The following is a 19,527-nucleotide window of genomic DNA, read 5'->3' as shown; positions in this document are numbered from 1 at the left end:
GATCAGCCGACCGACCGCACCGGAGAAGGTACGCTCGGGGGGGAACGGCACGGCAGGGCGGAAGGCGGTGACCAGGCGTGGATGCCGAGTCACGTGGCGCGGCGGCCTCCGCGGCGACCGATGCAGCTGCGCTTGATGCTGTGCTGGGGGCAGTGTGGGAGGGGGGCTTTGCGGGACGGGCTACGCAGCTGGCGGCATTGGCGCAGTGCCGGGCTGAGGCGGTTGCTGGCAAGCCGTGGGTGGTGGTGATCGAGGGCAAGCCGGGGATTGGGAAGACGGCGCTTGCCCGGCGTGCGTTGGCGCCCGGGCCGGACGGGATGCGGGTGTGCTGGTGTGCGTGCGACCGCTTCGAGCAGGATTACCCCTACGGGGTGGTCGAGCAGCTGCTGCGCCATCTGCCTCCCGCGGCGGACGGCTCTGAGCCGACAGCCGCGCCGACTGCTGCAGCCTCCCCGTTCGCGGTCGGCGCCGATCTTCTGACAGTCCTAGCCGGGGCCGCCGAAAGGTCCCCCCTGGCGGTAGTGATCGATGACATTCCCTGGGCGGACGATGAGTCCCTAAAGGCGCTGTCGTTCGTCCTGCGCCGCCTGTACAGCGAGCCCGTCCTAGTGCTGGCCATCGCCCGCCTCCGCGATACTCAAACTACCGAGTCCTTCCCAAACTCAGTGCCAGGGGCGGGGGCGGCCTCGCTGGGGGATTGGCGCACCGTGACCCGCGGTGCGGCTCGGACCTTTCCGCTGCAGTTGGCGGGTTTGAGCCGGGAAGAGACAGTGCAGATGGTGGCCGCGTCCGGTGTCGGAGTACTGAGCCAGCGGGCCGTGGTCCGGCTGTGGCAACACACCGCCGGTCACCCGCTGTACCTGCGGTCCCTGCTCGCTGATGCCAGCCCCCAGGCACTGGCCGACCTCACTCGCCCCTTGCCGGTGCCGTCCACCCTGGAGGCTTTGGTCCGCCGCACCCTGGAGCGCCTTCCCGCCGACGCCCGTCGCCTGATCGAGGCTCTCGCCGTCCTGGACGCTCCCACCTCGATGGCCACCACTGTCCAGTTCGCTGACCTGTCTGACCCCACCACTGCTTTGGAGGCAGCCCTCGCCTCCGGCCTGATCCAATGGCAGCCCGACCAGCCAACCACCCCGCTGCGTATCCACCACCAACTTCAGCGCGACGCCGTCTACCACGCCATCAGCCCCGTCCACCGCCGCGCCCTGCACGCCACCGCCGCCACCCTGGCTGGCTCGGACCGAGCCTGGGACCACAGGGTGGCCGCCGCCGACGACGACCCGGAGCTGGCGGATCAGCTAGCCGACGAGGCCAGCAGACAGGTCGCCCAGGGCTGTTACCACCGCGCCGCCACCCTCGAGCTGTGGGCCGCCGATCTCGCCCCCACACGCGATGCCCGCGAACACCACCTGATCACAGCCGCAGCCCAACTCCTCACCGTACAAGCAGTCGCCCGCGCCGAGACGCTGCGCGAGGCCGTCGAGGGCTGTGCCCCCAGTCCAGCCCGCGACGCCGTCCTCGGCTACCTGGCTGGGCAGGGCGGGGATCTCGTCACCGCCGAAAAGCTCCTCGTGCCAGCCGCCGCGGCCGCCGCCCCGGCTACCCGCCTCACCGCCGCCACATGGCTCGGCGCCACCCACATCCTGCAGGCAGACGGCCACAAGGTCGCCGCGGCCCTGCGCCCCGTCATCGACGAGATGCCACCGGGCCCAGCAGCTCGCTACGCCCGTGGTCTCCTCGCGATCGCGGCTGGCTACGCCGACGGAGCGCCGGCCGGGCTGGCGGTACTGGCTGAGGCGGGCCTGCCCGGGCACGCTAGCCGGGTCTCCCACGTGGACAGCCGTCTGCTGGCCTACCGGGGCACCTTGCGAGTGTGGGCCGGACATCTCGGGGCAGGGGTCGACGACTTGACCACTCTCACCACCCGCCAGCGCGCCGACAGCGACATTATCGTCTCGCCCATCGAGCATTACATGCTCGGCTTCGGCCGTTACCTCACCGGCCACTGGGCGGACACCACCATCAGTGCCGAGCAGGCCGTGCTAGTCGCCGACACCCAGGAGCGGCCGTACGGGCTGGCTCCTGGACACGCAATCGCGGCCATGGCCCACGCCCACCAGGGCCACCAGGAGGAGGCCGAATCTCAGCTGGCAGCCTGCCGCAAGGCCGCCCGGGTCTTCCCGGAACTGAACTGTCTCTTCCTGGTGCTGGCCGAAGCGGTGGCAGCTCAGGCCCGTGCCGACTGGCCGGCCATGCGCCAGGCGCTCCGAGCGCTTGACGACCCCGCCGCCGTCACCCCGGGCATGCGCGCTCTCCTACAGGTGCCGTGGGTACCGCTGTATGTCGAGGCTCTCACCGCCACCGACCACCGCCCCACGCCCGAAGATCTTCAGCACGCCGAGGACGCCCTGCGCACCTTCGACCCGATCGCCGACCACGCGCCCTCTTTGGCCGCCACCGGCCATTGGCTGCATGGGCGCCTCGCCGCTGCCCGCGGCGATACCGCCACGGCCCTCCACCACTACCGGGCCGGCCTGGCCGCACCGGTCCACTACGGCGACGACATTCCCCTGCATCGCGCCTTCCTCCACCGGGACCTCGCCCGCCATCTCCTGACTACTGGCCGCCCCAGTGACCGCGCCGAGGCCGATCACCACCTCCAACAGGCACACCACATTCACACCAGCCTTGGGGCCACCCCCCACGCGCAACGCACCGCCCACAACCTCACTCTGCTCCACCCCACCGCCCCCACGGCCCCGCCTGAATTGCGCAACCCGGCTGCGGCGCTCACCGAACGCGAACATGCTGTCGCCCACCTCGCTGCCCAGGGTCTGACTAACAACGAGGTCGCCCGTGAGCTCTTCGTCAGCCCCAAAACCGTCGAGTACCACCTCGGTCACGTCTATACCAAGCTCCGACTCACCGGACGCCGCCAACTGCGCACCGCACTGCAGCCCACTGCCTATGGACCGAACCAGACCCAAGGCGTTTGAGCCGCGCGGGAGCGCCTTCCCCCGAGGCTGCCATATCGCGTCAAGCCGCTTGGGCGAGATTCTCGGAGTTCATGCCGGCGTCTCGGTCGGAATGCTCGAGGATCTTGAAGCGCTGACGGCAGAATCTCGCTTGAGGCAGCGTTGCGTGTCGCGAGAGGTCTTCCCCTCAGCGACTCTGCGGGCCACGTACGCCTTCGTGGTCGGATCGATCCGCATGCGGATCAGCGAGATGGTGTGCAGGGCCCGGTTGAGCTACCGGTCGCCGCTGCGAATGAGCCGGTGCCGGTTGGTCAGCCCAGAGGAGGCGGGTATCGGCGATACTCCGGCGAAGGACGCGAAGGCGGCCTCGGACCGGAACCGGCCAGGATGAGACCAGCTGACCAGGATCTGGGTCGCGGTGATCGGCCCGACGCCGAGCAGGTCCAGGAGTTCCGGCGCCACCTCGCGGACCAGAACGAGCATCTCGCCCTCGAGCTCTTTGGCCTCGGCCTGTAGGGCTTGGTGCGTTGAGCGGTGGATCGCAGGGCCCGCGCGGTCATACGATGCTCGACGTCCTGTGCCGGGCGGTCTCGCAGCTGAGCACAGCGGGCAATCTGGACCAGCCGCTTGCGTTTCCGCAGCTCGGCGCGGAGCTCGTCCGGCGCGGACACGATCAGCGACTTGAGCTGGTTGATCGCGGCGGTGGAGGCGCGGACGGCTCCATGGCGGGTGGCGAGCAGGACGCGCAGGGCCTCGCGCTCGCAACCGAGCCGCGGCTGGATCAAATGCTGGGTGGCCAGGGCTTCCTTTGCCGACCGGATCGCATCGCTCATGTCGGTCTTGCGCCCGCAACGGGCAGCGGGGCGCTTGGGTCGACAGACTTCCAAGACCTGTTCACCTGCCTGATCGAGGAAGGCGGCCAGACCCTCGCCGTAGCTGCCAATGCCTTCCAGGCCCCAGCAACGACGGCCGGGGATGTGCTGGCGGGCGTAGTCCAACAACCGCCGGTAGTAGCCACGGGCGTTGGCGGGGACATCAGTGCTGGCCGGGACGCCGCCAATGGGGCTCACGGCCGCAGCGGCGAGGGTGTCACGGTGGGTGTCGAGGCCGATGACGCCGTCGACCTGTTCTGCGAGCATGGTCACGTGGTTGTTCTCCTTCATGGGCGGGACGGCCGTGGTCGGCGTTGTCGGCGTACGAGTTGAAGTGCAGAGTCGCGTACGGATAAACGTGCAGAGGTGTCAGGCGACTTCGTTCTCGCGCTCGATGGCCTTGAGGCGGTTCTTGAGCCGGTAGCTGGGACCGTTGATGGAGATCACTTCGCAGTGGTGCAGGAGTCGGTCGAGGATGGCGGTGGCGAGGACCTCGTCGCCGAAGACCTGGCCCCATTCATCTGGGGCTGGCACTTGTTCCCCATCGAGAGTTCCTGCTGCCACCTGGCCGTATCCCCTTCCTGGGGGCCTCGTTGAATCTCGTGGCGGCACCCATTTTCTCCAGGTGCCACCTTGACCGTTCAGGCGCGAGGAAGGTGTGCCTGAGGGGCCTCGTGTTTTCCGGACAGGCATCTGACTATTGACTCACGCGACGATTCGCAACTTCTGGTACGCGGCGTGGACTTCGCGGGGAGGACGGTAACCCACCGCCGAGTGAAGGCGTTTGTGATTGTACCAGAATTCGATGTAACGGGTGATGTCCTGCCTGGCGATGTCGCGGGTCAGGTAAGTCACCCTCGAAACGCGCTCGTTCTTCAGGGCGCCGAAGAATGATTCGGCCATGGCATTGTCGAAGCAGATCCCGGTACGGCCGGCAGAACGCCGCAGGCCGAGCTCGCCCAGAACCGCAGCATACTCGGCCGACATGTAGTTGCTTCCGCGGTCCGAGTGGAATATTGCGTTCCTGGCGAGTTTCCTGTTCCGTGCTGCGTTACGGATGGCTCTGGCTATGAGAGGGGTTTGAAAATGGTCGTCCATCGCGTAGCCGACAACCTCCTTCGTGCAGCAGTCGATGACGGTCGCGAGATACAGCCAGCCCTCTCCGGTGGAGATGTAGGTGATGTCCCCGACGAGTTTTTCACCCGGAGCGTCGGCGGTGAAGTTCCGGCCCACGAGGTCGGGCACGGCGGCGGGCGCGCCTCGGGTGAGGCCGAAGCGTCTGGGCTTCGGCTGGCAGGGCTCAAGTCCCAGCTCCCGCATGAGCCGGCGGACCAGCTCCGGGCCCGCGGCGTGGCCCCAGCGATGGAGCTGGGCGTGGATGCGCCGATAGCCGTAGGTGCTGTCGGAATCGTCGAATGCTTTCTTGATCAGCAGTTTCAACTCCTCGCGTCGCTGCGCCGTCGCGGATTTCGGGCGGCCCCGCCAGTCGTAGTAGCCAGATGTGGATACGCCGAGTCGTTCGCACATGAACTCGACGGGATATGCGTACTCCGTTGTGTCGAGTCGCATCTCATCGATGAACTCGTACTTGCTCGCTACCGGGGATCCTTCGCGAAGTACGCTGCGGCTTTTTTCAGGAACGCATTCTCCATCTCGACTTCACGGATACGGCGTTCAAGTTCCTTCAGGCGAGCGCGTTCATCGTGGGACAGCTCGGTACCGGCAGGAGGTTCGTTCCGTTCCTTATGCTTCTTCACCCAGCCCCGGAGGGTTTCGGGGTTCATACCGAGTTCACGGCCGACCTCGGTTACGGTCTTGCTGGAAGCCAGCGCGATCCGGACGGCTTCCTCACGGAACTCAGGCGTGTACTTGCTCGGTGGTGCCACTTCGATTCCTCGTTTCCAGTTCAGACGATCCTATTGGACGCCTGTCCGGAAACTTCGGGGCATCCCAGCCGGTGGGCGAGGCGAGACTGCAGGTCATCGCGGGCGGTGCCGTTCCGCAGGAACCGCTGGCGACAGACCCGTGGCAGTTCCAGGCCGTGTGTGTCGACGCGTTCGTCGCGTCCTGGCGGGCCCGCGGGTTCTGGGATGCCCCGAAGTTTCCGGACAGGCGTCCAATAGGATCGTCTGAACTGGAAACGAGGAATCGAAGTGGCACCACCGAGCAAGTACACGCCTGAGTTCCGTGAGGAAGCCGTCCGGATCGCGCTGGCTTCCAGCAAGACCGTAACCGAGGTCGGCCGTGAACTCGGTATGAACCCCGAAACCCTCCGGGGCTGGGTGAAGAAGCATAAGGAACGGAATGAACCTCCTGCCGGTACCGAGCTGTCCCACGATGAACGCGCTCGCCTGAAGGAACTTGAACGCCGTATCCGTGAAGTCGAGATGGAGAATGCGTTCCTGAAAAAAGGTGTGCCACGAACGCGGGAGGCTGCTTTCGGTAGTTGAGTAGCTGAACGCGGTGCTGCACGAGAGATGAAGGACTTTCGGCCCTTCGGAGTCGCCCTGCGGGGGGGGAGGCTCCAAACCGCCACATGCTGCGGAAGCGGTGACGCGACCGTGGTGAGCGACTGTGGAAAAGGCGTCCGTGAGGCGTCAGGTGGGGATCAGGGAGACGGAGCGCAGTTCCCTTACAGGGGATCGCTGTTGACGCGTCGTTATTGATTAAATGGCATCAGAACCGGGTGTTACTTTTTGGCCCGGGATTAGTCTGGCGGAAACCCGTTTACTGGCCAGGCGGTGCCCGGCGTGGAGGCGACGTGAATCTGGTCTGCTGCTTTCGTGCGGAACGTGGGAAGACACACTTCGATGCCTCAACTCTGCGTTTTTCACGCGGTGTTGTGAAAGGGAGCCTTCCAAGCGGACAACCCGTGAGGAACTGAGTACCGATGCGAGGTGTGTTGGCGGACCGGTTCGTAGTAGCGGTGAACCTCCTGCTGGGCGCGGTGGGAGCGGAGCGAAGGGGCCGGATTGTCCGTGGTTCGTTTGTTCGGTCAACCAGGAGTTCCCTGGGAGGAGCTGCGTGGGCGAGCTGAAGTCGCAGATCAAGTCGTTCGAGATATCAAAGACGGAGGTCTGGGAGGCATACCTGAAGGTCAAGGCCAATCAGGGTGCTCCGGGGGTGGATGGCTGCACGATCGAGGAGTTCGAGAAGGATCTGAAGGGGAACCTCTACAAGATCTGGAATCGGATGTCGTCGGGAAGCTACTTTCCTCCTCCGGTGAAAGGTGTGGAAATCCCGAAGTCGCATGGCGACGGGGTTCGTTTGCTCGGTGTGCCCACGGTCGCGGACAGAATCGCCCAGACGGTGGTGGCCGCTCATCTGGAGAAGCGGGTGGAACCGGTGTTCCACCCGGACTCCTACGGCTACCGGCCGGGCAGGTCGGCTCTGAACGCGGTTGAGGCATGCCGGCGGCGGTGCTGGAAGAAGAAGTGGGCCGTCGATCTCGATGTCTCCAAATTCTTCGACAGCGTCCGCTGGGACCTCGTCATCAAGGCGGTGGAAACCCACACCGATGCCGCGTGGGTCGTGTTGTATGTGAAGCGGTGGCTTGCCGCTCCACTGCAACTTCCCGACGGCACCTTGCAGCAGAGGGGCCGTGGAACTCCCCAAGGCTCAGCTGTTTCTCCCGTGTTGGCGAACCTGTTTCTGCACTACGCATTCGATCTGTGGCTCTCCCGGGATTTCCCGGACGTCCAGTTCGAACGCTATGCGGATGACGCAGTCGTGCACTGCGACTCCCAACGCCGGGCCCATGCGGTCCTGAAGGCGATCGGGGACAGGATGGAAGAGGTCGGCCTGCAACTGCACCCGGCCAAGACCCGGATCGTGTACTGCGGAAGAGACGGGCGCCACGATGATGTCGCGGCAACATCGTTCACCTTCCTCGGTTTCACGTTCCAGCGTCGTCCAGCGCGAGACCGGAACGGAAAGATCTTCACTTCATTCCTTCCGGCGCCCAGCAAGGACGCCCTCAAGAAGATGAGTATGGAGGTCCGCTCCTGGCGGATCCACATGCACATCGGCTACACCCTCGGCGAGTTCGCGCGATGGCTCAACCCCATCATCCGCGGCTGGATGCAGTACTACGGTGCGTTCTATCGCACCGAGTTGTATCCCCTCCTCAAGCGCATCAACTACTACCTGATGCGCTGGGTCCGCAAGAAATATCGACGGCTGAAGACCTTCAAGAATTTCCACCGGCGATGGAAGCAGGTCACCACCGCGTACCCGCTTTTCTTCGCCCACTGGAAATGGGTCCACTCGATCTGGTGACCAGGATGATAGGAGCCCGGTGACGGGAGACTGTCACGCCGGGATCTGTGGGAGCCCGGGGGTGAAATTCCCTCGGGCCACCCGACCCGCAGCGTACTTCGCGAAGGATCCCCGGTAGCGAGCAAGTACGAGTTCATCGATGAGATGCGACTCGACACAACGGAGTACGCATATCCCGTCGAGTTCATGTGCGAGCGACTCGGCGTATCCACATCTGGCTACTACGACTGGCGGGGCCGCCCGAAATCCGCGACGGCGCAGCGACGCGAGGAGTTGAAACTGCTGATCAAGAAAGCATTCGACGATTCCGACAGCACCTACGGCTATCGGCGCATCCACGCCCAGCTCCATCGCTGGGGCCACGCCGCGGGCCCGGAGCTGGTCCGCCGGCTCATGCGGGAGCTGGGACTTGAGCCCTGCCAGCCGAAGCCCAGACGCTTCGGCCTCACCCGAGGCGCGCCCGCCGCCGTGCCCGACCTCGTGGGCCGGAACTTCACCGCCGACGCTCCGGGTGAAAAACTCGTCGGGGACATCACCTACATCTCCACCGGAGAGGGCTGGCTGTATCTCGCGACCGTCATCGACTGCTGCACGAAGGAGGTTGTCGGCTACGCGATGGACGACCATTTTCAAACCCCTCTCATAGCCAGAGCCATCCGTAACGCAGCACGGAACAGGAAACTCGCCAGGAACGCAATATTCCACTCGGACCGCGGAAGCAACTACATGTCGGCCGAGTATGCTGCGGTTCTGGGCGAGTTCGGCCTGCGGCGTTCTGCCGGCCGTACCGGGATCTGCTTCGACAATGCCATGGCCGAATCATTCTTCGGCGCCCTGAAGAACGAGCGCGTTTCGAGGGTGACTTACCTGACCCGCGACATCGCCAGGCAGGACATCACCCGTTACATCGAATTCTGGTACAATCACAAACGCCTTCACTCGGCGGTGGGTTACCGTCCTCCCCGCGAAGTCCACGCCGCGTACCAGAAGCTGCGAATCGTCGCGTGAGTCAATAGTCAGATGCCTGTCCGGAAAACACGAGGCCCCTCAGTGTTGGCCTGCTGGTTCGGCGTGGACACCATCACACGCGTTCGAGGTGCTGGGCGCAACGAGTAGACTGTCGTGGCTAATTCTTGGGATAAAGGTGGCGCAGTTTGATGCGTGCGTCATGGGTGGTGAACTGCCAGTCCACTTGGCGTTGGTCGGTGTTGGTGGCGTTCTGCCAGGCCGAGAGTTCGGTGTTGAGTGTGTCGAGGTCGCCGATCCGGCGGTCGAGGCATTGCCGGGTCAGCGCGGAGAGTTCGATCTCGGCGATGTTGAGCCAGGAGCCGTGCTTGGGCGTGTGGTGGATCTCGAGGCGTTGAGCCAGGGCGAAGGCGCGGCGTCGGGGTGGTCCACCGTCAGTAGCTGCTTGACCTGGCCGGCCCAGTCGATCCGGGTCCGCCGGGTCAGTGCCTGAACTCGACGCCATCCGCGCAGGGGTTCGGTCCATACGAAGACGGAGCAGGTGCCGCAGCGGATGTACTCGCTGTCCTGGCACGCGTCGCGGCCGGGCCGGGCCGGGAGGGGGTCGCGGACATGGGTGAGGAGCTGGTAGGGCTTCTCGTCCATGCACACCACCGGACGCGCCGGGTCATAGGGCCGGGCATAGACGGCCAGTACGTCCTCCATGCGCGCCGCGAACTCGGCGTCCGCGGGGCGGGATGGTCCAGCACTTCTTCAGGTGAGGACGCAGTTCCGTTTTTTTAAGACCCGGCCGATGGTGGAGTGGTCCAGATCAGGGATGTCGTCGACGAGTGCCACGTGCTTCTCCAGTAGCCGCAAGGACCACCGCGCATGGCCCGGGGGCGGCTGGGAGCACGCCATCGCGATCAGCCGGGCTTCGACCTCGCCGGTCACCGGCGAGGGCACCGGCGGCAGGTCGCGTTTCTTCCGTGCGACCGTGGCGCGGACATCGCCACCGGTCTCGGCGAAGCGCTTGGCGACCAGCCGCAATGTCTCACCAGAGACACAGGGCTTGATCAAGTTCCGTAGGTGTCGCGGTTGTTGATGATGCCCAGGATCGGGAGTGCTCGTTCGGGTTCGTCGCGGATGGCCCGGGTGGTCTTGGCGATGTTGTTGGCTCCGAGGACCTTCAGCACGCCGATGGCGAGGTTGCGGAAGGTCGCCATGGCCCGGGGCGCGGTCCCGGTGTGGACGGTGGAGGCGTCCTCGGCGAAGGTGACGTCTCTGATGTGGTGCGAGGAGTTCTCCACTCCCCAGTGCCCGCGAATCGCGGCGGCCAGGTCGGCCGGGCAGGCCTGGTGGGCGTCCAGGCTGGTCACGGCGTAGACGCTCTCACGACTCTCGCGCCGGCCGGTGAGCTTGCGGCGGCGGTGGATGCGGATGGCCAGGCGGGCGTGGGGAAACGGGATTCCGCCGAGTTCGTCGGCGATTCCGCAGGTTTTGATCGAGCGGGACTCCCGCCGGCCGGCGGTGGGCGGTCGGCTGGTTGGTCTTGATCACGGCGATGTAGTGCGCTTTCTTCGTCTCGACAAGCCAGGAAACGTTCGCCTTGACCGAGTGCAGCGCGTCGAAGGTGACGACAGTGCCGGCCAGGTCCAGCGGCTCCAGCAGCGGGCGGAAGTGGGTGGTCTCGTTCGTCTTCGCGCCGACCTCCACCTGGCCGAGGGTCACGACTGGGCCGTGGGTGACCACCGACAGCAGGTGCCGGCGTGCCGAGGTGAGACGGGCCGAACCCTTGAGCGCTTTGCCGTCAAGGGCAAGGACGCGCAGCCGCCCGGGCGCGGGTGCCGCCGGCTGCCCCGTGGGCCTGGTCGCGGTGCCGGTGACGGCGTGGTGCCGGTCGGTCAGGTAGGCGCCCACCGCCCGGTCCAGGGCATCACCGTCCACGGCGCCCAGCGCGCGCCCGATCGTCACGGGCGAGGGGTGCGCCGCCACCCGAGCAGATGACGGCGGATACCCAGGGCCGCCAGTAGCCTGCCCGAGGCCCTCGCACCCCATTCGGCGAGCTCGTCGATGCTCTTCGCTCCCGAGACGACCGCGCAGGCACACACCAGCAGGATCGACGTCAGCGAGTACCACCGGCCCCGCCGCGAGCGTGGGTCGGGGATGGAGTCGAAGTAGGGACGCAGGTCGGCGACCTGGCCGACGTCCAGCGACCCCAGATTCCCCAGCACGGCAGGCATCGGAGAAGATACAGCGGCAGGCACGGGCCACCTCATGATCATCGGGCGTAAGACACCACAATGATCACGAAGCCCGTGCCTGCACTGCTATCTACCCCTCACGCAACAACTGCCGCGAGCATGGAACTTGAAGCCGCCCTGCCAGAGACACCGAGCCGGGTCGCGATCACCTCCTTGGAGTCCACCTCACCCACCGAGGTGTCCAGCGCGAGCAACACCCGCGCACGCATGATCATCGAAGCTCCGCGCACACCCGTCGTGGTCACCCGGACCAATTCCTCACGGTCCTGCGTGGTCAGCCTGACCGGCCGCTTCTTCTGCGAACCCCTAACAACAGCCCTGTCTGACAAGCGAGAAGGATCTGACAGATACCAGCCTCCCAGACATGACACAACTAAGCAGCGACGACCTACGAGGCTGCACTGGCGTCGCGCCGGGTATCGGGCTGCGCACTCTGGCCAAGGTCATCGGGCACCTGGGCGCCGGCGGTCAGATCGGGATCATGGACGGCACCTGACGTCCATGGTCGTCACGGACACCAAGCAGCGAGTGCTGTTCCGCAGTCGGGTGCGGCCGGTCGTCCCGACGACCTGCACGTTCGCCGGGAGCTCCGGCCTTCCGGCACGGCACGGATACATTCGGTGGAGCATATGCCTGGGCCGCTTCATGGGACGGATCCCTCTCCAAGTGGCCTGCGCCGCAACCTTCTGAAAGCCTACCAATCAGGCAAACTGAATAGTTCTGGTTGGATGCGTACCGACGCAAAAGAGGGGCAGAGCTGCTTGAACTGGTCGGGTTGTCAAATCGAGGCCGCGTTCCCGATCAGTTGTCCAGCGGCCAGCGGCAGCGCATCACCCTGGCCCGAGCTCCGGTCACACGCCAAAGGTTCTGAACGCCATGCGGCCCTGTTGTTCAAGTTGCTCAGTCCGCTCCATTCAGGCCTGAGCCCGGGACCCCTCGGGCACGGCGCGGTCTCACCGGCGAAAGGAGCGCATCATGGACAGCCACCCGACTACACTCAAGGCCACCATCGGCCCCGGACGCATCCTGCGACGCGGCACGGAGCGGCCCTATCAGGAGCTGGCGCTGCTCGACGGGGAGCGTCACACGCTACGGGACGACCTGGCCAGAGCCGACCGGCCGCACCCCCTGAACCGCCGACGCCGTTCGATCCTGTGTTTCGCCCACCTATCGGATTTCCAGATCGCAGACGTCCAGTCACCGGCGCGCTTTGAGTTCTTCAACCGCTACTTCGGTGATCCACGCGTCGCAGCAATCGTGCCTGTGCAGCGCCCGCAGGAAGCCCTGGTGGTGCACGCGGTGCAGGCAATCATTGACACCCTCAACAACATCGATAGCAGCCCGGTCACAGGTACCCCGCTCCACCTAGTCGTGACGACCGGAGACGGAATAGACAATGCACAGTGGAACGAAATGCAGAACTTCATGTCACTACTTGAAGGCGGCAAAGTCCACCCCAATTCGGGCGGCTCTTCTTACGAGGGAATACAAAGCGCCTCTTGGCCTGATGAGTTCTTCTGGCACCCGGACGTGATCCAATCTGGAGGCCCAGACATTTGGCGCGAGAAGTATGGCTTTCCTCACGCCCCGGGGCTACTCCTTTCCGCACTCAGAGACTTCGACAGCGAAGGTCTGAACCTTCCATGGCTCGGTTGCTTCGGCAACCATGAGGCCCTCATACAGGGCGTTGGCGCACTTACCCGCCCCGTACTCGAGTACCTCGTGGGCGGCCGTAAACCTGTGGGCCTGCCTTCAGGAATGGACCTAGACGAAGCCAAACACTTCACTACAGAGCCAGAAATATTTCTCACAGGCGAACAACTTCCTGTCACCGCGGATGTACACCGACGTGGCATTACTCGGGCAGAGTTTGTTGCTGAACACTTTCGCCCAAGGGGTCGCCCCCACGGACACGGATTCACCCAAGACAATTTGAGAGAGGGCACGGCCTATTACGCCTATGACGAGCCCCACTCCGGAGTCCGCCTGATCGGCCTCGACACCAATCGTATACAGGGCGGCGTCGGCGGATCGCTCGACCACCGCCAGGTGCAGTGGCTTGAGCAACGTCTCCTCGAAACCCATTCCGTCTATCGCCAAGCAGACGGAACCGAGACCCACTCAGGCCACGAAGACCGGCTGGTAGTCGTCTTTTCCCACCACGACTCCGAAACACTGGTTGGCAGCAACGATCCCGCCACCCCTGACGCAGCGCGGGGCAGCCCCGGCTTGATTTCCTTGCTGCACCGGTTTCCCAACGTCGTGCTCTGGCTGAACGGTCACCGCCACATCAACAAGGTCCGCCCGCATCGAGACCCGGCTGGATACGGGCCTGGTTTCTGGGAAGTCACCACGTGTTCAGTCATGGACTGGCCAAGCCAGAGTCGCCTGGTCGAACTAGTCGACAACGGCGACGGCGCTCTGTCGCTGCTTTGCACAATGGTGGACCACAACGCGCCCGTCCATCCCCTCCTGATCGACGGACGAACCTCGCTCCCGTCTCTGCACCGTGAACTGGCAGCCAACAGCCCTTGGGGGGGCACCACCGCGGATCTAGCAGGCACCTTGCATGACCGCAATGTCGATCTGCTGCTACCTGGTCATGTCCCCTCGTGATCCGGCAATGAAGGCTGACGGTACCTAAGACTTGTCCCGTAACTGCTGGTGCCGGGTGAGATGATCTTGCCGTGTCTGGTTTGATCACGGCGTCGGAGCCGTCCTGGATAGCCCCGTTCACCGGGCTGAGCCCGCGTCAGTTCGGGAAGCTGATCACCGCGTTGCGGCGTGAGGGGGCGGATCCGGTGCGCAAGGGCCGGCCGTGGAGCCTGCCGCTGGAGGACCGTGTGCTGCTGGTCGCAGCCTACTGGCGGACCAACCTGACCCTGCGCCAACTGGCGCCGCTGTTCGGGGTGTCCAAGTCCGCAGCCGACCGCATCATCGACCACCTCGGACCCACGCTCGCCCTCCAGCAACGCAAGCGGTTCCGCAAGGACACCGTGCTGATCGTGGACGGCACCCTGGTCCCCACCCGCGATCACCAGGTCGCCGAGCAGTCGAAGAACTACCGCTACTCGACCAACCACCAGGTCGTCATCGACGCCGACACCCGGCTCGTCGTCGCCGTCGGCCGACCGTTGCCCGGCAACCGCAACGACTGCAAGGCATGGGAACTGTCCGGTGCGAAGGACGCCGTCGGCAAGACAACGGTCATCGCGGACGGCGGCTACAGGGGCACCGGCCTGGTCATCCCGCACCGCCGCGAACCCGGCCAGACCGAACTCCCTGACTGGAAAGAGGAACACAACACCTCCCACCGCAAAGTCCGCGCCCGCGTCGAGCACGCCTTCGCCCGCATGAAGACATGGAAGATCCTCCGCGACTGCCGCCTGAAAGGCGACGGCGTCCACCACGCCATGCTCGGCATCGCCCGCCTGCACAACATCACCCTCGCCGGGTGACGGAGAAACGGCAGGTCATCCAGCACGTCAAAGATCATTTACGGGACAACGCTTAGTAGACTGTCGTGGCTAATTCTTGGGATAAAGGTGGCGCAGTTTGATGCGTGCGTCATGGGTGGTGAACTGCCAGTCCACTTGGCGTTGGTCGGTGTTGGTGGCGTTCTGCCAGGCCGAGAGTTCGGTGTTGAGTGTGTCGAGGTCGCCGATCCGGCGGTCGAGGCATTGCCGGGTCAGCGCGGAGAGTTCGATCTCGGCGATGTTGAGCCAGGAGCCGTGCTTGGGCGTGTGGTGGATCTCGATGCGCTGGGCCAGGGCGAAGGCTTCCTCCGGTTCGAATGCCTCGTACAGGGAGGCGATGGTGTGGGTGTTGAGGTTGTCCATCACCAGCACCACGGTCGCGGCGTCGGGGTGGTCCACCGTCAGTAGCTGCTTGACCTGGCCGGCCCAGTCGATCCGGGTCCGCCGGGTCAGTGCCTGAACTCGACGCCGTCCGCGCAGGGGTTCGGTCCATACGAAGACGGAGCAGGTGCCGCAGCGGATGTACTCGCTGTCCTGGCACGCGTCGCGGCCGGGCCGGGCCGGGAGGGGGTCGCGGACATGGGTGAGGAGCTGGTAGGGCTTCTCGTCCATGCACACCACCGGACGCGCCGGGTCGTAGGGTCGGGCATAGACGGCCAGTACGTCCTCCATGCGCGCCGCGAACTCGGCGTTCGCTCGGGGCGGGATGGTCCAGCACTTCTTCAGGTGAGGACGCAGTTCCGTTTTTTTAAGACCCGGCCGATGGTGGAGTGGTCCAGATCAGGGATGTCGTCGACGAGTGCCACGTGCTTCTCCAGTAGCCGCAAGGACCACCGCGCATGGCCCGGGGGCGGCTGGGAGCACGCCATCGCGATCAGCCGGGCTTCGACCTCGCCGGTCACCGGCGAGGGCACCGGCGGCAGGTCGCGTTTCTTCCGTGCGACCGTGGCGCGGACATCGCCACCGGTCTCGGCGAAGCGCTTGGCGACCAGCCGCAATGTCTCACCAGAGACACCGAGCCGGGTCGCGATCACCTCCTTGGAGTCCACCTCACCCACCGAAGTGTCCAGCGCGAGCAACACCCGCGCACGCATGATCATCGAAGCTTCTCCGCGCACACCCGTCGTGGTCACCCGGACCAGCTCCTCGCGATCCCGCGCAGTCAACCTGAAGTTCCCCCCGGGTCCTGGACAGCGGGTGTTTACGCTGCGGGGGTGAGGTCTTGCCTGAGCAAGGTTCTCGTTTCGAGTGGGGTGACGTACCCGTACTCGGGGTGTCTGCGAAGTCGGCTGCGGTTGTACTCGATCTCGATGTAGCGGAAGACGTCGGCCCGGGCGGCCTCGCGGGTCTCCCAGACGGTGGTTCCGATCTCCGCTTTGAGGACGGCGAACCAGCTTTCCGCAGCAGCGTTATCGTAACAAGAGCCGACACGTCCCATCGACTGTCGCATGCGCAACTTGCGTATCTCGGTGCGGAATTCATCACTCGTGTATTCGCTGCCGCGGTCGGTGTGCATGATGCAGCCGTCCTCCAGACCGCCGCGTCCGGCCGCCATCCGCAGGGCGACGACCGGCAGCTCGGCACGGTGGTGGTCGGCCATCGCCCAGCCGATCACCTCCCGCGTCGCGAGATCGATGCAGGTCGCCAGATACAACTTCCCTTCCAGTGTGACGAGTTCGGTCATGTCTGCGGGCCGAGCCGGCCGTGTTCGGGCCGGTGGCCTCCGACCCGTCGGGCTCCCGTCTCATCGACGCCTGGCCTCGGCGGGCCCGAAGGCCCTGACCGCCATCCGGTCAGCACGAGCCGAAACGGGCGAGCGCGTGTGGAAGTTGGCCGAAGCCTTGTCGCCGGACACCACCGGGCAGGTGATCGTGGACCTGGACGGGGAGCTGGTGCTGGCGCACTCCGAGTAGCAGGACGCCACCGCGACCTGGAAGAAGACCTACGGGCACCATCCCCTGATGGGGTTCGTCGATCACGGAAGCGGTGGCGGCGCCCAGCCGGTGGCCGGCCTGCTCAGGCCGGGCAACGCAGGCAGCAATACCGCCGCCGACGACTTCACCACGGCCCAACTCGCCCTGGCCCAGCTGCCGAAGAAATACCGGCGTAAACGTCAGACGCTGATGCGTACCGACTCCGCAGGCGGAACCCACGAGTTGGTCGCCCGGCTCGCGAAGCGGGGCCGGTGACTGTCGTACTCGGTCGGTATGACTATCACCGACGCCATCCACGAGGCCGCCCTCAAGGTCCCGCCCACCGCGTGGACGCCTGCCGTCGAGCCCGTCGGCGAGATCCGCGACGGCGAACGGCCCCACCCCGGAGCTCAGTTGCGCTTCACCGGCGCCGACGGACTACGACTCACCGCCTTGGCCACCAACACCACCCGCATCCCGATCGCGCAGCTGGAGCTGAGGCACCGCCAGCGGGCACGCGCCGAGGCCCGCATCCGGGCCGCCCGCGCCACCGGCCTGCGCAACCTGCCCCTGTACGACACCGCGCAGAATCAGATCTGGCTGGAGATCGTCCAGCTCGCCCTCGACCGGCTGGCCTGGATGCCCATGCGGCCCGGGCTGTCCTGCTCGGCGGTGCGCACGACGAACCACTCAAGGCCCCCTGCCCCGCAACCAGACTCCGAAAAGCCGGGAGGTTTCCTATCCATCGGGGCTGCCGCGAAGGCCGGGCTCAACCGTTCCATCAATAGTGCCGATGGGAAGTGTTCCCGGCGATTGGGCCCGTCAAGGGTGAAAGCGCCGGACGGGAGGTGATCGCAGTGGAACCCCCACACCTCCCGGCAGTTGCCCGGCATGGGACACACCGCCAATGAGAACTGGCCCGCACACGAAAAGTGCCCCTGCGTCACCTGCGGCCACCACGCCCACGCGGACACGGTGTTCTACGGGACCGGCTGGTCCGTCACGACGCCACACCGGCACGCCCCCAGTTTCACGCAGGGGAGAGGTCACCTGGTTGAGCCTGTAGCTGTTGTCATGCCCAGGCACTGGGCCGTCATCGGTGCCTGGGCATTGTTCAAAGCGACCACCTTTCCTGTCATGTCAGGCCTAGCCGTGGTGTGGTGATGGGGGCAGCGCCCCGGACTGTGGGAGACGTGAGGGCGGGCGCGGCTCAGACGTCGTATGTGTAGAACTGAGTATGGTCCAGCATGTCGCGCGGTGTGACGTCGTTCCATGGGCGCATGGTGGAGTCCAGTGCCACCACGTTCGCGGTGACAGTGTCGGGCAGGTATGGCGATGCGGGGTGCCGTGTTTGCCAGTCCGCCCATAGTTTATCGATGAAGGCGTGGTGCAGCCAAAACACCGGATCATTTGGGGATGCGCCCGTTGCCATGTGGCCGCCCACCCAGACGTGTACTCGGTTGTGCAGGTTGACGCCGCGCCAGCCCTCCAGGAGGTTGCGAAAACCCTGTGAGGTGCTATTCCACGGCGGTGTGTCGTATGTTTCCACGGCAAGGACGGCTTCGACGTCGGCGCGGCTAGGTAAAGGCCTTCCTCCGCCACCTAGGGAGCGCCTCAGGAAGGGGCGTGTGTCGACTTGTGTGTCGATGGACCAGTTGCCTGCGAGGTTTGCAAATGGACCGTTCGTCACCTGGCCGTCGCGAGTACGTCCGTTGCCGCCCAAGAAGTCGATGGCCCATATCGAGGACTCGGGTGTTCGATCTGTGCTCCAGTCCCAGTAAGGCAGTGTCACGGAGGGAATTACCCTTTGGAGTTCCTGCTCAAATTCAAGCAGGAACTTTCGGTGCCAGGGCAGAAAGGACGGCGACCGGTGTCCTACCCGCTCACCCAGATCCGTGTCGCTCATTATGAATTCGTTGTGAGTGCGCACGAATTCGTCATAGCGACCGCCGCGTTTTAACTCGAGGATTGCATCGATAAAATCCCGCTTCTCTGCGGAGGTGAGCGTGGATTGGTTTTTCCGTACGGCCATGTCAGGTCCTACTTTCTAAAATGATCACCGGTGCATGGTGTGAGGGACGAGGTCCGCGCCGGCAAGGTTGTCGACTGCGGAGCGGGCCAGTGCGCGCGGCGCCGCGAAGACTTCGTAGTGATCGATGAGGCTGACCCACGTCCCGTCTCCGTTCTGCATGACATGGAGTTCGGCTCCGTCTATCAGTACGCGGTAGCCACTCCCGGTCCCGTGATGCCCATCATGAGCTGGCCATCCTTGGATGCGACGGCCCTTGTACATCTCGTCGAACGGCTCACTGGCTGTGGGGTGCGCATGGGCGGAACCGCCGAGATCTGTCGGGTTCCTGTGGGTGTTTTCCTGACCGCGCATAGAAGCGGTCGTCCCGGCGACGGCGAGCGCCGCGAGTGCAGCGGTTCCACCTCGAAGAAATCGACGACGAGTGCGCATGCCTTACCTCTCTGACGTGTGGCAGGACTTTCTGCCCAGTTGTGTTCGGATTTCAGGTGCCCCAGATCATGCCAATGTTGCGGACGAACCGATCACATTCCACCGAGCCGGTGGTGATCTAGCCAACAGTTGCATGAAAATGCAACTTCCCAGACGGGGGGATCGTCCTGTCGGCCCGAACGGCAAAGGGTCTGAGTAGGAAATTCGTGGCCGATTCTCGGTCGCCGTCGAAGATCTTTCATCTGTAGACCCTCTCTTACGCTCCATGTGTCCGCGTCAGCTTGACGCAAAAGCGATGCCGCTGGGGGTTTGCGTGCCGCTTCAACTATTTCTCTGCGGTATC

At 65.0% G+C, this 19,527-nt stretch carries 20 protein-coding genes and 4 pseudogenes; 9 read left to right on the top strand and 15 right to left on the bottom strand.

Annotated elements, in window-relative coordinates:
* Window positions 1–77: 77 nt before the first annotated feature.
* Both OG331_RS47510 and OG331_RS47505 read left to right on the top strand, forming a co-directional pair.
* A pseudogene (locus OG331_RS47510) lies at window positions 78–599 on the top strand (AAA family ATPase); the annotation flags it as partial.
* A 177-nt stretch (window positions 600–776) separates the two neighbouring features.
* Window positions 777–2,996: a LuxR C-terminal-related transcriptional regulator gene (locus tag OG331_RS47505; RefSeq protein ID WP_406210828.1), complete on the top strand. Its 2,220-nt coding sequence runs from the start codon at window positions 777–779 to the stop codon at window positions 2,994–2,996.
* A 252-nt stretch (window positions 2,997–3,248) separates the two neighbouring features.
* Here the strand turns inward: OG331_RS47505 and OG331_RS47500 are convergent, their stop codons facing one another.
* From OG331_RS47500 to OG331_RS47485, 4 genes and pseudogenes are all read right to left on the bottom strand, one after another.
* Window positions 3,249–3,458 carry a transposase gene (locus tag OG331_RS47500; RefSeq protein ID WP_406209460.1) on the bottom strand — a complete coding sequence of 70 codons (210 nt, stop codon included), beginning with the start codon at window positions 3,456–3,458 and terminating at the stop codon, window positions 3,249–3,251.
* 248 nt (window positions 3,459–3,706) lie between these two features.
* Window positions 3,707–4,114, bottom strand: a pseudogene (locus OG331_RS47495) (transposase); the annotation flags it as partial.
* 102 nt (window positions 4,115–4,216) lie between these two features.
* Window positions 4,217–4,366: pseudogene (locus OG331_RS47490) on the bottom strand (ATP-binding protein); the annotation flags it as partial.
* A gap of 186 nt (window positions 4,367–4,552) precedes the next feature.
* Window positions 4,553–5,733 (bottom strand): IS3 family transposase gene (locus tag OG331_RS47485; protein ID WP_406201769.1). Its coding sequence is split into 2 segments (ribosomal slippage): window positions 4,553–5,469 and window positions 5,469–5,733, totalling 1,182 coding nucleotides; the frame shifts between segments, so codons are not numbered across the junction.
* Between the two features lie 267 nt (window positions 5,734–6,000).
* Here OG331_RS47485 and OG331_RS47480 point away from each other — a divergent pair.
* From OG331_RS47480 to OG331_RS47470, 3 genes are all read left to right on the top strand, one after another.
* On the top strand, window positions 6,001–6,297 hold the full coding sequence (locus tag OG331_RS47480; protein WP_406209457.1) for a transposase: 297 nt from the start codon (window positions 6,001–6,003) through the stop codon (window positions 6,295–6,297).
* Between the two features lie 574 nt (window positions 6,298–6,871).
* A complete protein-coding gene (ltrA, locus tag OG331_RS47475) occupies window positions 6,872–8,125 on the top strand; it encodes a group II intron reverse transcriptase/maturase (protein ID WP_406209455.1) in 1,254 nt (417 codons plus the stop codon).
* Window positions 8,126–8,155: 30 nt separating this feature from the next.
* A complete protein-coding gene (locus tag OG331_RS47470; protein ID WP_406210824.1) occupies window positions 8,156–9,133 on the top strand; it encodes an IS3 family transposase in 978 nt (325 codons plus the stop codon).
* A gap of 118 nt (window positions 9,134–9,251) precedes the next feature.
* Here the strand turns inward: OG331_RS47470 and OG331_RS47465 are convergent, their stop codons facing one another.
* The 6 genes from OG331_RS47465 to OG331_RS47440 form a co-directional block, all read right to left on the bottom strand.
* The gene (locus OG331_RS47465; protein ID WP_406209452.1) at window positions 9,252–9,617 is read right to left on the bottom strand and encodes a transposase; all 366 of its coding nucleotides are present in this window, start codon (window positions 9,615–9,617) and stop codon (window positions 9,252–9,254) included.
* A 227-nt stretch (window positions 9,618–9,844) separates the two neighbouring features.
* On the bottom strand, window positions 9,845–10,150 hold the full coding sequence (locus tag OG331_RS47460) for a helix-turn-helix domain-containing protein (protein ID WP_406209450.1): 306 nt from the start codon (window positions 10,148–10,150) through the stop codon (window positions 9,845–9,847).
* Entirely contained in the window at window positions 10,147–10,449 is a 303-nt protein-coding gene (locus OG331_RS47455) for a transposase (RefSeq protein WP_406209447.1), read from the bottom strand. Before OG331_RS47455 ends, OG331_RS47460 begins: the two co-directional genes overlap by 4 nt.
* A 13-nt stretch (window positions 10,450–10,462) precedes the next feature.
* Window positions 10,463–11,044, bottom strand: a complete 582-nt coding sequence (locus OG331_RS47450; protein ID WP_406209445.1) for an ISAs1 family transposase — start codon at window positions 11,042–11,044, stop codon at window positions 10,463–10,465.
* Window positions 11,041–11,304, bottom strand: a complete 264-nt coding sequence (locus OG331_RS47445; RefSeq protein ID WP_406190661.1) for a transposase family protein — start codon at window positions 11,302–11,304, stop codon at window positions 11,041–11,043. Before OG331_RS47445 ends, OG331_RS47450 begins: the two co-directional genes overlap by 4 nt.
* A gap of 107 nt (window positions 11,305–11,411) precedes the next feature.
* Entirely contained in the window at window positions 11,412–11,549 is a 138-nt protein-coding gene (locus OG331_RS47440) for a hypothetical protein (RefSeq protein WP_406209442.1), read from the bottom strand.
* A gap of 149 nt (window positions 11,550–11,698) precedes the next feature.
* On the opposite strand from OG331_RS47440, the gene OG331_RS47435 reads away from it, so the two are divergent.
* The 3 genes from OG331_RS47435 (at window position 11,699) to OG331_RS47425 (ending at window position 14,792) form a co-directional block, all read left to right on the top strand.
* Window positions 11,699–11,830 (top strand): hypothetical protein, encoded by a 132-nt coding sequence (locus tag OG331_RS47435; RefSeq protein WP_406209439.1) that lies wholly within the window; start codon window positions 11,699–11,701, stop codon window positions 11,828–11,830.
* A 479-nt stretch (window positions 11,831–12,309) separates the two neighbouring features.
* Window positions 12,310–13,950, top strand: coding sequence for a TIGR03767 family metallophosphoesterase (locus OG331_RS47430; RefSeq protein WP_406209437.1), 1,641 nt, complete (start codon window positions 12,310–12,312; stop codon window positions 13,948–13,950).
* A gap of 71 nt (window positions 13,951–14,021) precedes the next feature.
* Complete coding sequence (locus tag OG331_RS47425) at window positions 14,022–14,792, top strand: transposase (protein WP_406209435.1); 771 nt, start codon at window positions 14,022–14,024, stop codon at window positions 14,790–14,792.
* 69 nt (window positions 14,793–14,861) lie between these two features.
* Here the strand turns inward: OG331_RS47425 and OG331_RS47420 are convergent, their stop codons facing one another.
* Genes OG331_RS47420 through OG331_RS47410 form a run of 3 tightly spaced genes read right to left on the bottom strand, consistent with a single transcriptional unit; the run spans window position 14,862 to window position 16,494 of the window.
* Window positions 14,862–15,518, bottom strand: coding sequence for an IS630 family transposase (locus OG331_RS47420; protein ID WP_406210821.1), 657 nt, complete (start codon window positions 15,516–15,518; stop codon window positions 14,862–14,864).
* A 14-nt stretch (window positions 15,519–15,532) separates the two neighbouring features.
* Window positions 15,533–15,976, bottom strand: coding sequence for a helix-turn-helix domain-containing protein (locus OG331_RS47415; protein WP_406209432.1), 444 nt, complete (start codon window positions 15,974–15,976; stop codon window positions 15,533–15,535).
* Window positions 15,977–16,011: 35 nt separating this feature from the next.
* Window positions 16,012–16,494 carry a transposase gene (locus OG331_RS47410; RefSeq protein ID WP_406209429.1) on the bottom strand — a complete coding sequence of 161 codons (483 nt, stop codon included), beginning with the start codon at window positions 16,492–16,494 and terminating at the stop codon, window positions 16,012–16,014.
* A gap of 2 nt (window positions 16,495–16,496) precedes the next feature.
* Here OG331_RS47410 and OG331_RS47405 point away from each other — a divergent pair.
* Window positions 16,497–17,371 (top strand): annotated as a pseudogene (locus OG331_RS47405) (transposase); the annotation flags it as partial.
* Between the two features lie 562 nt (window positions 17,372–17,933).
* Here the strand turns inward: OG331_RS47405 and OG331_RS47400 are convergent.
* Both OG331_RS47400 and OG331_RS47395 read right to left on the bottom strand, forming a co-directional pair.
* Complete coding sequence (locus OG331_RS47400) at window positions 17,934–18,755, bottom strand: tyrosinase family protein (protein WP_406209426.1); 822 nt, start codon at window positions 18,753–18,755, stop codon at window positions 17,934–17,936.
* 24 nt (window positions 18,756–18,779) lie between these two features.
* Window positions 18,780–19,184: a tyrosinase cofactor gene (locus OG331_RS47395; protein WP_406209424.1), complete on the bottom strand. Its 405-nt coding sequence runs from the start codon at window positions 19,182–19,184 to the stop codon at window positions 18,780–18,782.
* Between the last annotated feature and the right edge of the window lie 343 nt (window positions 19,185–19,527).

It is taken from the genome of Streptomyces sp. NBC_01017 (assembly GCF_045162795.1).
Classification (GTDB): domain Bacteria; phylum Actinomycetota; class Actinomycetes; order Streptomycetales; family Streptomycetaceae; genus Streptomyces; species Streptomyces machairae.
This window is presented reverse-complemented; position numbering and strand designations above follow the sequence as displayed.